Below are 12,647 nucleotides of genomic sequence, written 5' to 3'. Positions count from 1 at the left end.
CCCTTTCGTTGCGGGCATCGCGAGCGAGCCGTGCGGAGGGATACGGGAGAGGACGGGTACGGCGGTACGGGGGACGGGGCGCGGCGGGGTCAGCGCGCGGCCGCGGACGGCGCCGGCCGGGCGGCGGCCCCGTGGCCCTGCCCGACGGCCTCGTCGGGCGAGGCCGCCTTCGTCGGGTCCCACTTGATCACCAGGCAGGTGATCAGACCGAGCAGCGGCACGACGGAGAGGACCAGGAAGGTGTCGGCGAGCCCGAGCGAGTCCTTGATCTGCGGGAACACATACAGCCCGACGACGCTGCCGAAGCTGCCGACCATCCCGGTGACACCGGTGCCGAGCGCGCGCACGTCGCTGCTGTAGGAGAGCGCGGCGATGGACTTCCCGTTGGCGCCGGGGCCCGCCGAGTGGCAGAGGATGAACAGCACCGGCAGCAGGAACGCCACGGCCGTGGGCACCTTCTCGAAGGTCAGCCCCATCGCCACCAGGGCCACGAAGACCCCGGCGAAACCGGCGGCGGAGCTGAGGCGCAGCCCGAGGCGGCGGCCGAAGTACGCCGACAGCAGCCCGCCGGCGATGCCGAAGGCGTTGAACACCATCGAGCCGACGGTGGCCTTCTCGAAGCTCTCGCCGAAGATCGCCAGGCTGATCAGCGGCAGGTACCAGCCGACCGCGAAGTACTGCATCGACTGCCCGAGCGAGATCACCGAGGAGAGGACCGTGCGCGGCAGGTACTCGCCCTTGAACAGCAGCCCGGCCTGGCGGAACCCGATGGCGGGCGCCTCGGCGGCGGCGCGGGTCGCCTCGTCGGGCTTCCCGGCGACCGCCTCGATCCCGTAGATCCGGTCCAGGTTGGCCACCGACTCGTCCAGCCGGCCCTTGCTGGCCAGCCAGGTGGGGCTCTCCTTGAGCATCAGCGCCTGGCCGATCAGCAGCACGGCGGCGACGACCGAGGCCGAGCCGACCGACCAGCGCCAGATGTCGGCGCCGACGTCCAGGTTGAAGAAGACCAGGGCGAGGGCGAGGTTGCTGGTGGTGGCGACGTACCAGACGGCCTGCCACAGATTCAGCCGGCCGCCCAGCTTCGCGGGCGTGTACTCGGCGAGCAGCGCCATGGCGACGGCGAAGTCGATGCCGTACGCGACGCCCACCAGGACCCGGCCGAGCCAGACGACCGTGAAGTCACCGGCGAACGCGGCGAGCAGGGCGCCCGCGATGGCGAACACCTTGGCGATGAGCAGCGGGGGAACACGGCCGATCCGGGTGGCGAGCCAGCCGCCGACCGGGTTGAAGATGATCGCCAGGGCCGGAGCGGTGGCCGTGAGGATCGAGACCTGGGTGCTGGTCAGCTCCATCTGGGTCGTCATCGGACCCAGACCGGCGCTCAGCGCCGCGTTCGAGTAGGCGTCGAGGAACAGCCCGCCGAACACGAGGAACCAGATGATCTGCGCCCGGCCGGTGATCTTTCCCAGCCCATCGATGAGCGCAACGACGTCGGCGACGCCTTTGACGCTCGGACGTTGTGCCATGAGTCCGCCTTCGAGGAAGACCCGTCGGCGGCACGGGGAGCACAGAAACAGGCATGACGAAGCCACCGACAGGTGGTCTGTGTCTGTGCCTGTCAAAACACTGCGGAAAGCGCCGCAGCACGTGAACTGCCGCTGGAAGTACCAACTAGGCAGGAGATTAGGAACCGGCCATGAGAAACGTCAAGGGTTTCGGCCAGGTTACCGAAAAGTGACGCTGTCCCGGCGGCGGTGCGCACCGGGGGACGGCCCGCCCGGCGCCGTCCCGCCCGGCGCCGGCCCGCGGCCGGACGGGTCAGCCCCCGGCGCCCTCGCCGACCAGCTCCATGTACCGCGACCAGTCCCAGTGCGGGCCGGGGTCGGTGTGGTCGTTGCCGGGCATCTCGTTGTGCCCGACGATGTGCGCCCGGTCCTTCGGGATGCCGTACCGGTCGCACAGATGGCGGGTCAGCGCCGCCGAGGAGCGGTACATCGTGTCCGTGAACCACGACGGGTCGTCGACGAAGCCCTCGTGCTCGACGCCGAGCGTCGAGGGGTTGGCGCCGAGCACGTGGTACGCCGTGTCGCCGTCGCGGACCGCCTGGGTGATCTCGCCGTCGGACGAGCGCACCAGGTAGTGCGCGCTCACCCCCGCCGCCGGGTTCCGGAACCAGTTGATCGAGCCCGCGTACGAGCCCTGCATGACATGGAGGACCACCTTGGTGATCTCCGCCGAGCGGCCCTTGGCGAAGTTGTTCGCATGGGCCGGGGCCCAGAGCGCCGACGGGTAGTCGGGGCTGGGCGCGCGCACGTCGTCGGAGGCGGCCCCGTCCTTTTGCGGGGCGACCGGGCGGCCCGGCACCGAGATCCGCTCCCCGTCGGGGACGACGGCGTCGATGCCCTGGGCCAGGAGGGAGTAGACGGCGTCGGCGTAGAGGGCCGAGGCCCCGCCGTCCGTGCCGCCGTACCGGGCGACGACCGGGTACCAGGCGTCGACGTCGGCGCGCTCGCGGGCGTCCAGGCCGAGCCGGTCCGCGTAGTCCCGCAGCACCGCCGCGCCGCCCCTGACATTGGTCGCGGCGTCGGCGCGCAGGGCGGCCGGGGACGCGCCGGTGAGGGCCGCGGCCCGCTCCAGCGTCCGGCCGGCGGGGGCGTCGACCAGATGCATCACCCCGTAGCCGTCGGCCTGGCTGGGACGCCCGGCATGGCCGTCCAGGCGGGTCTCGGCATACCCCACGGCGGCGAGCAGGTCGCGCGGCACGCCGGACTCCCCGGCCGCCCGCCGGAGCGCCCGGTCCAGAGGACCTGAGCCGCCGTCGTCGGCGAGGGCCGGCGCGCCGGCCGCGGTCAGGACGGTGGCGGTGAGGGCCGCCAGCACGGATGCGCGGGCCCGTGCATGGACGGCGGCTCGTCGGGGCATACCTGCTCCTGCTCTGTGCGGTGGGGGAGAGAAGAGGAAGGGCCCCCGGACCCGGGCGGGCCGAGGGCCGGAGCCCGCTCAGCGTATCGACGTGTTCAGGGCATGACATGCTGCGCGGTCGTGTCCAACTCCCTTTCACCCGAACGGACTTGACGGGCCGTCCGGGCATCCGGTCGTGCCGCTACCAGCGGTCGCGGTGGATGACGTCCGCCGCCGGCCGCCGCCGCACCGGGCCGAAGCGGCCCAGCGGCAGGCCGACCGGGACGACCGCGAAGGTGCGCATGTCCTCCGGGATGCCGAGGACCTCCTTCCACTCCCGCTCCAGCATCAGGTGCCAGAGGGTGATGTTCGCCGCGAGCCCCAGCGCCCGCGCGGCCAGCAGCAGGTTCTGCACGCCCGGGTAGACGCACGAGCCCTCGGCGAGCGCCTGGAACCGGGTCCCCGTCCGCGCCATGTGCTCGGTCCCGGCCGGACCGAGCGCCCGCGCGGAGGCCCGCAGCCCCTCCTCGTCCACCCGGGGCTCCGGAAAGCGGTAGCACGGAATGATCAGCGCGGGCGTGTCGGCGAAGTGGTCGCGCTGGTACTCGATCGCGGCGACCATCCGCCCGTACGCCGCCTCGTCCATGCCCTTCGGCGCGTACTTCCCGGTGGTCGCCAGATACGCGTCCACGCACCGTCGCCACAAGGGGGCCAGACGAGCCATCACCTCACGATCCGTCACCACTACGTACTCGTAGCACTGCATGTTGCCGCCGCTCGGGCCCCAGACCGCGGCCTGCACCAGCCGCTCCAGCAGCTCGTCGGGCACCGGGTCGGGCTTCAGGCGGCGCATGGCGCGCATGGTGGACATGACGGAGAACAGCGCCGGTCCGTCGGCCCCGCCGGCGGTCTGCGGCGCGTCGGCCGGCCCGGTCGCGTCCGTGGTCGTCATCGCTTCTGTGGTCATGATCGCGGAGTCTAGGAACGCGGTCCCGCCACCGGGAGGGGCCGATCGGCCCCGGCCCGGACCATCCGGCCGTGCGCCCCCCGGCGGTCGGCCGCGGCGCCTCCGGCGGACTGCCGGGCCCGTGCCCCGGTCCGGCGCGCGGGGCCCGGTTCCCCGGCCCGGACCGCCCCGGGGCACCGGCGGATTCGCACGACTGGACGACATCCCTCCACACGGGGGAACGCGGAACGGAAGCACCCGCGCGAAGGCGTATAAAGGGTTCCTCCGGACCGGCCGGCGTCCCCCGAATGGCACTCACCCCCCTCACGCGGCAGGGCGTCACCGCGTACGAGAGCGCAGGAGTGCCGCATGAGCACGGCAGAACAGATCAACGCCTTGCTGGTCGCCAACTTCGGGACCGACCCGCTCGCCATCCGCCCCGAGGAGCCGCTCCGCCGGCTCAGTCTGGACTCCCTGGCCCTGGAGGAGCTCCGGCTGCTCATCGAGGAGCGGATGGGCGTCGACCTCGACGACGTCGAGCTGACCTCCCGGGACACCGTCGCGGATCTCGTCGCCGTCGTGCACCGCAAGGCAGCCGCGTGACGGCCCGCCCAGGGCGCCCCGCCCCGTTCGCCGCCGCGGTCACCGGCATCGGCCTGGTCACCGCCGCGGGCGCGGGCGCCGACGCCACCTGGCGCGCGGTCACCGCGGCCGACAGCGCCCCCTGCGTGCCGCGCCGGCCCGAACTCGACGGGCTGCCCTGCGACTTCATGTACACCATCACCGGCCTGGACACCCGGGCCGTGCTCGGGGTCGCCGTCGCCCGACTGATGGACCGCTTCTCCCAACTGGCCGTCCTCGCCGCCCGCGAGGCCGTCGCGGACGCCGGACTCGACCCGGCGGTCTGGGACGGCGCCCGGGTCGCCGTCGTGATCGGCTCCGCGCACGGCGGGCTGCCCTTCTACGACGAACAGCACACCGTCCTCGCCCAGCGCGGCGCCCGCCGCGTCTCCCCGAAACTCGCCCCTCTCACCGTCGTCAACGGCGCGGCCAGCAGCGTCGCCACCGACCTCGGCGCCCACGGCCCCAGCCAGGCCGTCTCCACCGCCTGCTCGTCCGGCACCGTCGCCATCGGCACCGCCCATCAGATGCTCCGCGCCGGAGCCTGCGACATCGCCGTGGCGGGCGGCGCCGAATCGGTCTGCTCCCGGCTGCTGGTCGCCAGCGCCTGCCAGTTGAAGGCCGTCTCCACCCGGCGCGACGATCCCGAGGCGGCCTGCCGCCCGTTCGACATCCACCGGGACGGCTTCGTCATCGGCGAGGGCGCCGGACTCCTCGTCCTGGAACGACCGGAACACGCCCGTGCCCGCGGCGCCAGGGTCCGCGCCCGCGTCGCCGGATACGGCGCCTCCAGCGACGCCCACTCCGCCGTCGCCCCCGACCCCGGGGGCCGCGGCATCGAACGCGCCCTGCGCACCGCCCTCGCGGACGCCGGGGTCGACGCCCGGGACATCGGCCACGTCAACGCCCACGGCACCTCGACCGTCTCCAACGACCTCATCGAGGCCACCATGCTGCGCCGGGTCCTCGGCGAGCACCCCCTGATCACCTCCACCAAGGCGATGACCGGACACACCCTCGGCGCCGCCGGCGGCATCGAGACCGCGCTGACCGCCCTGGCCCTGGAGCACCAGCTCGTGCCCCCGACCGTGAACCTGGACGCCCCCGATCCCGCCATCCCCGTCGACCCGGTGCGCAAGGAGGCCCGGCCGGGCGTCTTCGACGCGGCCGTCAAGACCTCGCTGGGCTTCGGCGGGCACAACGCCGCACTCGTCCTCACCAGGGCCTGACCCGGAGACGAGGACCCACCATGGCCGAGGAGATCATCCGGACCCTGTCGGTGCGCGGACTGCGCTACGGCTACCGGGTCCTCGCACAGCCCGCGCCGCGCACCGAACCGGTCGTCGTCCTCGGAGGCGCGCTCCAGGGCATGCACGGATGGCCGCAGATGGACGACCACCTGGGGCCCCTCGCCCCCGTCGTCACCGCCGACCTGCCCGGCATGGGCGACGCCGACCCGCTCCCGCCCGGGGCGGACGACGACCTGCTGCGCGAGGCCGTCACCGGGATCATCGACGACCTCGGGGCGCCGAAGGTCAACCTGTTCGGGTTCTCCTACGGGACCTCGATCGCCTTCGACTGCGCCCGGCGGCACCCCGGCCGGATCGCCCGGCTGGCCCTCGGCGGCGTCCCCTGCCACATCAGCGAGGAGCAGCGGGCCGGCTGGGCCCGGGCCGTCGGCCGGCTCGCGGCCGGCGACACGGCCGGGCTGGCCGGCCTCGCCGCCGCGGCCCTGATGTGCCAGAACCCGGAACGCCACGTGCACCGGCGGGAGCTGGCGCAGCGCTACGTCCGGCGCTCCTTTCTGCGTGCCCTGACCCACTCGCCGCACGCCGCCCGGTCGCTGCACCGCTCGCTCGAACACCGGCCGGACTTCACCGGCGGTCTCGCCGGGGTGCCCGCCCTGGTCTTCGCGGGCGAGCACGACACGGTGACCTCCCCGGAACGGCAGCGGGCCTTCGCCGCCACGATCGAGGGCAGCCGGTTCGTCACGATCGGGCAGTCCGACCACTGGGTGGTGCTGGAGCGCCCGGACGACGTGGCCGACCTCATGGCCCGCTTCTTCACCGACCGCCCGCTGGAACCGGCGCCCGGACTGGCCGCCGTCCCCGCGCCGCGCGGACCGCGCGCGGCCGGCGCCGGGGGCGTGAACGCCGCGCCCGGCGCCGGCCGCGTGAACGCGCCGTCCGGCCCGCCGGGCCGGCAGGCCGGACGGCGGTGACACCGGTGGGGGCGTCCGGCCGTCCGGTCGCCCCCACCCCGTGTCGCGGGCACCCGCCCGCGACGGCGTATCAGGCCGTCCCGGCTTCCTATCCGGTGACCTTGACGCGCACGATCTGCGGGTCGTGGTCGCTCGCCTGGTCCGCGAACTCCGCGTTGATGTGCACCACGTCGTAGTCGAAGCGGCGGATGGCGGGGCTGGTCAGGATGTGGTCCAGCGTCTGCGAGTTGCCGTCGTACACATAGCTGTAACGCTCGTTCGCCGGCAGCGTGTTGATCAGCGGCTTCAGCACCTTGCCGGCAGTCAGCGCGCTCACCGTCGGGGAGAAGGCGAAGTCGTTGAGGTCCCCGAGCGTGACGATCCGGGCCGAGTCGTCCGCCGCCAGCAGGGACTTGACGAAGGTGTTGACCTCCGCCGCCTGCCGCACCCGCTTCGTCTCCGAACTGCGCTTGGGCTCCTGGTACTTGCCGTGCAGGGGCTGGTCGCCGCCCTTGGACGCGAAGTGGTTGCCGATGACGAAGACCGGCTTCCCGTGGAAGCGGAACTCGCCGACGAGCGGCTTGCGGCTGTCGGCCCAGGCGTCGCTGTTCGGGGCGATCCGGCCCGGCGACACCGAGAGCGTCACGCCCTTCTTCGTCCGCACCGCGGCCACGGTGGTGGTGGCGGTGCCGCCCGGACGGTCGACGAAGTCGACCCTCTTGGGGTTGAAGAGGAAGACGTTGCGGATGTTGCCGCCGGGCTCGCCGCCGTCCTTGTTGTTCTCGGGGGCGATGTACCGCCACGCGTACCGGGGACCGCCCGCGGCGACGATCGCGTTGGTGAATCGCTTCAGGGTGGCCTCGGAGCCGACCGTGCCGTCGTTCACCGCGCCGTTGTCGTCCTGGATCTCCTCCAGCGACACGATGTCCGGCGAGGAGAGGTTGACGGCGACGCCCTCGGCGAGGGTGTCGAACTTGGCCTGCTCGTCCAGCGCGTCCAGGTTCTCCACGTTGTACGTGGCGACGGCGAGCTCGCCGCCCTTCTGCTTCCGCGTCACCTCGCGCCGGAGGTGACGGTCGGTGCGCGTGCCGAGCTCGGTGGCCTGGAGGGTGTAGCCGCCGTACGAGGCGTAGTCCATCACCCCGGTGGTGGCGCCGGACAGCACGTCGCCGACGTTCGCGACCGGGACCGGGTGGCCGGCGTCGAGCGACATCACCTTGACGCGCCCGGTGTTCTGGCCGTCGTACGAGGAGTAGAGGGTGCCGCCCCGCGCCGTCCGGTTCTCGTGCGGCTTCACGGTCACCCAGACCTCGCCGTACGCGTTGGTGGCGCCGGTCACCCGGGTGTCGGAGATCTGGACCCGGGTGCCCTCCAGCGACTCGTACAGGTCGAGGGCGTACACCGACGGTTCCAGGGGCAGCGGGTCGATGGATCCGCCGCCGGCCGACGGCACATAGGCGTCCGGCACCGAGGCGGCGTCGAGCACCACCGGGGCGGGCAGCGGGTTGCCCGAGGACAGGACCGTCGTCCTGGGCGTGGTGATCTCCGTGACCGACTGGCTGGTCGTCGACGGGTAGTACTCGTCCACCTTGCCGCTGACCAGCACCGAGTCGCCCACGGCGACGCCCGGGGCGGCGGAGCCGGTGAACACGAACACGCCCTCGCTGGTACGGGGGTCCGAGTCCGGGGAGGGGTCCTGCATCCAGAAGCCGCGCGAACCGGTGGCGCGCACGCCGGTGACGATGCCCGGGACCCCGGCCACCTGCCGGCCGTTCAGCGGCGACACCCGGGTGGTGCCCTGGATGTCGTGGATCCGGACGCTGCCGGGCTCGGTCGGGCCGCCGGGGTCGACCGGTCCGGAGCCGCCGGACGTCTCACCGGCCGAGTTGACCGGGGTCGGGGCGCCCGCGGTGAAGTCCGCGGCGTTGTCATCGGTGTCGGCGAGGGACGCCCCGCGCGCCACCGAGGCGGTGTTCGACGCGCCCGCGGCAGGGCCGCTGCCCTCCCTGACGACGGCGGAGCCGTAGCCGACGAGGTCCACGATCCGGCTGTCGGCCGCGCAGTCGGCGGCCGTCTTGCAGGTCAGCGGGGTCGTCCCGGAGACGAGCGCCACGGTGCCGCCGGTGGCCGCCATCGCGATGTTGCCGGCGGCGTCCGGCGTCGGCAGCGCCTCGGTGCCGCCGGTCCCCGGGGCCTCGGCGACGAGGTAGCGGCCCCCGGGGGCGAGGGAACCGGTGAGCGCGGAGACCTGCCACAGCGAACCGGCCGAGGGGGCGGCGGGCAGATACTGCACGCTGAAGCCCGACAGGCTGTACGCGGCGGTGCCGGCGTTGGCCAGCTCGATGAAGTCCCGGGTGAGCGTCGCACCCGAGTTGCCCCCGCCGCCGTACACCTCGGAGATGACGGCGGTCGCGGACGGGGCCGCGAAGGCGGCGGGCAGCGCGGTGGCCGACAGCGTCACGGCGACGGCGCCGGCCAGGAGGACGGAACGGGGTCTGGTTATGCGCACGGTGAGTTGCTCCCGAAGTCTGGTGAGGGCAAAAACTATGCGCGTAGAACCACCCTTGACAAGACATCAGAAGTGAATTCCGTACATCATGACGGCGTCCGGGAGGGACGAGGGCGGGTCCCGCCCGGTGCGCAACCGAATGGTTGCCCGAGAAGTGCCGCTCGACAGGACAGCCCTTAGGGTGAAGGGGGAGACAGGAGCGCGGACGGAACGGGCGGCGGTGGCGGCGATGACGGTGACGGACGCGATGTTCAGGGCGCTCGCCGACCCGAGCCGGCGCGAACTCCTCGACCGTCTGACCGCGCGGGACGGACAGAGCCTGCGCGAGCTCGGCGAGGGCCTGGCGATGACCCGGCAGGCGGTGGGCAAGCACCTGGCGGTCCTGGAGGCGGCGTCCCTGGTCGTCGCCGTGCGGCGGGGCCGGGAGAAGCTGCACTACCTCGACCCGGAGCCGCTCCGGGAGGTCGCGGACCGTTGGATCGGACGCTACGGACACCACCGCCCGGCCGCCCCGTCCCGCCTCGCACGGACCTTGGAGGGAACAGCCATGGACAAGCCCGAGTTCGTCTACCCCATCTACATCCAGACCACGCCCGACAAGCTCTACCAGGCGCTGACCGACCCCGAGTCCATCCGGATCTACATGGGCGGGTACGGCCCCGACTCGACCTGGGAGCCCGGCGCACCGGTCCGCTGGAAGATGGACCCGGACGGGGAGTTCGAGGAGGTCGGGCAGCGGGTGCTGGAGGCCGTGCCGGGCCGGCGCCTCTCGTACACCTGGCACACGCTGCAGCCCATGCACCGCCAGATGTTCGACTTCGCCTCGGACGAGGAGTGGGAGAAGGCGGTCCGGGAGCGGTCGAAGGTCGCCTTCGACATCGAGCCGGCCGAGGAGCCCGAGGCGGGAGTCAGGCTGACGGTCACCCACGACGGCTTCGACAGCCCGGACAGCAGGATGCTGGAGGGCGTCAGCGGCGGCTGGGTGGTGATCCTTTCGACGCTCAAGACCCTGCTGGAGGGCGGGAAGTTCCTCGACGAACCGGCGTGACGTGACGGCGGTACGTCCGGCGTCCGCCGGTACGGTCCGGCCTTTCCGGCGTCCGGCGTCCGGCGTCCGGCGTCCGCCGTCCGCCGTGCGGCGCGTGGCGGACGGCGGGGCGCGGCGGGGCGCCGGACGGGGCGGCGTTCAGGCCGTGGGCACCCGGTCGAGGAAGCCGGTCACCGACGTGATCCGTCCGTCCTCGGCGAGGGTGATCACGTCCGATCCGGCGACCGGCGCCGAACCGTCGGCGGGCAGCACCAGTTCCCAGCTGAAGCGCACGACGTCGTGGTGCCCGTCCGGGGTGCCGAGGGGTCGGAACTCGTAGCCGGGGAACTGCTCGTGGGCCCCCGCGATCACGGCAGCGAGCTCCTGGTGGCCGCGCACCTCGACCAGCGGGTCGGTGTAGGGGGCGGTCTCGGTGAAGGCGTCCGCCACGGCCTTCTCCAGGTCCTCGGGGGCCGCGTTCCAGGCGGCGAAGTAGCGGCTGACGGCGTGCTCGTGCGCGGTCATGGTGTGTTCCTCTCCTGGTGTCCCGGCGGTGGCGCCGGGTTTCCGTCGGTGAACACACGATCTCCGACGACCGGTGGCACGTCGATTACTCCCGAGGTCATGCGGGACCGGACCATGCGGGACCGGACCATGCGGACCGGGGCCGAGCCCCACCGGCGTCACACGCGACCGGGTCATGCGCGACCGTTGTCATGCGCCGCCGAGCCATGCGCGCGGGTCATGCGCGCCGGGTCAAGCGCGGCCGGACGCGGCCGCGGACGGGCACCGGCGGCCTGCGGAGGCATGGCGGGCGCATGGCGGGCGGCTTCGCCCGCTCACACCTGGTTGTCCGTCGGGATCACATGCACGGCCGCCTCCTCGGCGGACGCCGCCGCGCCGTCGATCCCGACGTCCTCCGCCGCCAGCGTGTCCGGATCGTCGAGGTCCAGCTGCCGGGTGAGACGCCCGGCGCGCATCACGCCGACCTCCATGTCCCAGAGCTCGCCGTCGCCGTTGGAGAGATCGCCCACACCGTCGCCGTCGGCCGCGGCGACATCGGGAAGCTCCCGCGCCAGACGGCCCTCCAGGGACTCGCCGCTGTGCTGCTCGGCGGCCGTGGTGCCCCGGTCCTCCACCGCCCAGGGCCGCTCGGGCGGGGAATAGCCCTCGTCGAGCGGGTCGGCCGGGCCGCGGACGTCGAGGGTGTCCCCGGCGTCGAGCTGCTCGGTGAGGTCGGATGCCTCCGGCGACTGGGGCTGGTAGACATCGTCCCCCATCTCGGCATCCTTCATGGTCGGTTCCTTCCCGGTCCCGGGGGCCCGGCCACGCGGCCGTACACACGACCCGGGTGAAGCGGGCGGCTCCGGTGGATACGGGTCATGTCCCGGAACGCGCGCTCGATGCGCCGAGGTCCCCGAAACGCCCTTACGGCTTCAGGATAAGTGGCCGGGGCGCGAGTCCGCAGCCGTTGGCCCCTGGGCGCGGACGGCCGGTCCGAGGCACGATGAGAGTGGCAGGCGGGCCAGGTCCTGCGCCCCATCGGTATTCGGGAGAGCCGCCATGGATTACCCGGAGATCTACGAATTGGTGTTCCAGTCGTCCGCCGTGGAGGACGACACCGTGACCGTCCGGCGTACCGAGCGGTCGGGCGCGGGCGGGTACCCGATCTACGAGGACGAGACCGGGATCGTGCGCGCGGAGATCAGCGACCGAGGAGAGGTGCGCATGCTGGCCAGTGGCGGACACCAGGTTCTCGGCACACCGCTGGTGGTGCGCGAACCGAGCGCGTGAAGCGCCCCGCGCGTGCCGTACGCGGGGGCCGGCGGCCTGCGCGGCCCCCGGGCTCCCGGACCGTGTGCGGCTCCCGGACCGTGTGCGGCCTCCGGTCGGTGTGCGGCCGTCGGACCGTGTCCGGCGGCGGGGGCGGGACGCCCGCCGTGCGCGGGACGGCCCCTCGGGTCAGCCCTCGGTCCAGCCGTGGTTCTTGGCGAACTGGAGCATCGCGCCCCGGATCTGCAGGATCTGAGCACCCGTCAGCGAAGGCGCCGACTCCAGCAGGATGTCGGTCACCTCCCGGGTGTACGCGGCCGAACTCAGCACATCGCACAGGGTGTCGTCGTCCGGGGACGCGGAGTGGGCGGACGGGGCGGGCCTCGGCGGGGTCAGCGGCTTGCCATCGGGGCCCTCCGCGAGCCTGACGGAGGACGCCTTCAGCCCCCGGTCGCCGTCCTCGATCTCGAACTCGACCACGGTGCCCGTGTGCACATAGGACTCGGGGATCAGCATGTCGTTCACATGGAGGAAGACGTCCTCCCCACCGTGATCCGGCGCGATGAAGCCGTATCCCCGCGCACTGTCGAATCGCACCACGCGACCAGAAACCACACCTACCCCCAGAAAAGAACCGGGCCCCTCGCCCGTCGCCTCACATGGCTCGACC

Annotated in this window: 11 protein-coding genes and 1 pseudogene; 5 read left to right on the top strand and 7 right to left on the bottom strand. The window is 73.0% G+C overall.

Annotated elements, in window-relative coordinates; translation table 11 throughout:
* Window positions 1-89: 89 nt before the first annotated feature.
* The 3 genes and pseudogenes from WA762_RS22625 to WA762_RS22615 form a co-directional block, all read right to left on the bottom strand.
* Window positions 90-1,526, bottom strand: a complete 1,437-nt coding sequence (locus tag WA762_RS22625) for an MFS transporter (protein WP_335937881.1) — start codon at window positions 1,524-1,526, stop codon at window positions 90-92.
* Window positions 1,527-1,821: 295 nt separating this feature from the next.
* A pseudogene (locus tag WA762_RS22620) lies at window positions 1,822-2,922 on the bottom strand (N-acetylmuramoyl-L-alanine amidase); the annotation flags it as partial.
* Between the two features lie 181 nt (window positions 2,923-3,103).
* Window positions 3,104-3,853 carry a nitroreductase family protein gene (locus tag WA762_RS22615; RefSeq protein ID WP_335937917.1) on the bottom strand — a complete coding sequence of 250 codons (750 nt, stop codon included), beginning with the start codon at window positions 3,851-3,853 and terminating at the stop codon, window positions 3,104-3,106.
* Window positions 3,854-4,216: 363 nt separating this feature from the next.
* Here WA762_RS22615 and WA762_RS22610 point away from each other — a divergent pair, with 363 nt between their 5' ends.
* The 3 genes from WA762_RS22610 to WA762_RS22600 are packed head-to-tail and all read left to right on the top strand — an operon-like array spanning window position 4,217 to window position 6,689.
* Window positions 4,217-4,450 carry a phosphopantetheine-binding protein gene (locus WA762_RS22610; RefSeq protein WP_335937879.1) on the top strand — a complete coding sequence of 78 codons (234 nt, stop codon included), beginning with the start codon at window positions 4,217-4,219 and terminating at the stop codon, window positions 4,448-4,450.
* On the top strand, window positions 4,447-5,697 hold the full coding sequence (locus WA762_RS22605; protein WP_335937877.1) for a beta-ketoacyl-[acyl-carrier-protein] synthase family protein: 1,251 nt from the start codon (window positions 4,447-4,449) through the stop codon (window positions 5,695-5,697). The genes WA762_RS22610 and WA762_RS22605 overlap by 4 nt, the downstream gene beginning before the upstream one ends.
* A gap of 20 nt (window positions 5,698-5,717) precedes the next feature.
* Window positions 5,718-6,689: an alpha/beta fold hydrolase gene (locus tag WA762_RS22600; RefSeq protein ID WP_335937875.1), complete on the top strand. Its 972-nt coding sequence runs from the start codon at window positions 5,718-5,720 to the stop codon at window positions 6,687-6,689.
* 88 nt (window positions 6,690-6,777) lie between these two features.
* Here WA762_RS22600 and WA762_RS22595 read toward each other — a convergent pair whose 3' ends face one another.
* The gene (locus WA762_RS22595) at window positions 6,778-9,177 is read right to left on the bottom strand and encodes an endonuclease/exonuclease/phosphatase family protein (protein WP_335937873.1); all 2,400 of its coding nucleotides are present in this window, start codon (window positions 9,175-9,177) and stop codon (window positions 6,778-6,780) included.
* A gap of 229 nt (window positions 9,178-9,406) precedes the next feature.
* Between WA762_RS22595 and WA762_RS22590 the strand changes: the two genes are divergently transcribed.
* The gene (locus WA762_RS22590) at window positions 9,407-10,225 is read left to right on the top strand and encodes an ArsR/SmtB family transcription factor (protein ID WP_335937916.1); all 819 of its coding nucleotides are present in this window, start codon (window positions 9,407-9,409) and stop codon (window positions 10,223-10,225) included.
* A gap of 138 nt (window positions 10,226-10,363) precedes the next feature.
* On the opposite strand, the gene WA762_RS22585 is transcribed toward WA762_RS22590, so the two are convergent.
* The gene (locus WA762_RS22585; RefSeq protein ID WP_335937871.1) at window positions 10,364-10,729 is read right to left on the bottom strand and encodes a nuclear transport factor 2 family protein; all 366 of its coding nucleotides are present in this window, start codon (window positions 10,727-10,729) and stop codon (window positions 10,364-10,366) included.
* 314 nt (window positions 10,730-11,043) lie between these two features.
* On the bottom strand, window positions 11,044-11,499 hold the full coding sequence (locus WA762_RS22580) for a DUF5709 domain-containing protein (RefSeq protein ID WP_335937870.1): 456 nt from the start codon (window positions 11,497-11,499) through the stop codon (window positions 11,044-11,046).
* 268 nt (window positions 11,500-11,767) lie between these two features.
* On the opposite strand from WA762_RS22580, the gene WA762_RS22575 reads away from it, so the two are divergent.
* Entirely contained in the window at window positions 11,768-11,998 is a 231-nt protein-coding gene (locus WA762_RS22575) for a DUF6296 family protein (protein WP_335937868.1), read from the top strand.
* Window positions 11,999-12,166: 168 nt separating this feature from the next.
* Here the strand turns inward: WA762_RS22575 and WA762_RS22570 are convergent, their stop codons facing one another.
* Window positions 12,167-12,592 (bottom strand): cold-shock protein, encoded by a 426-nt coding sequence (locus WA762_RS22570; RefSeq protein WP_335937866.1) that lies wholly within the window; start codon window positions 12,590-12,592, stop codon window positions 12,167-12,169.
* Window positions 12,593-12,647: the final 55 nt, after the last annotated feature.

Source organism: Streptomyces tyrfis (assembly GCF_037034285.1).
Classification (GTDB): domain Bacteria; phylum Actinomycetota; class Actinomycetes; order Streptomycetales; family Streptomycetaceae; genus Streptomyces.
The sequence above is the reverse complement of the archived record's forward strand: the minus strand, read 5'-3'. Positions and strand labels throughout refer to the sequence as shown.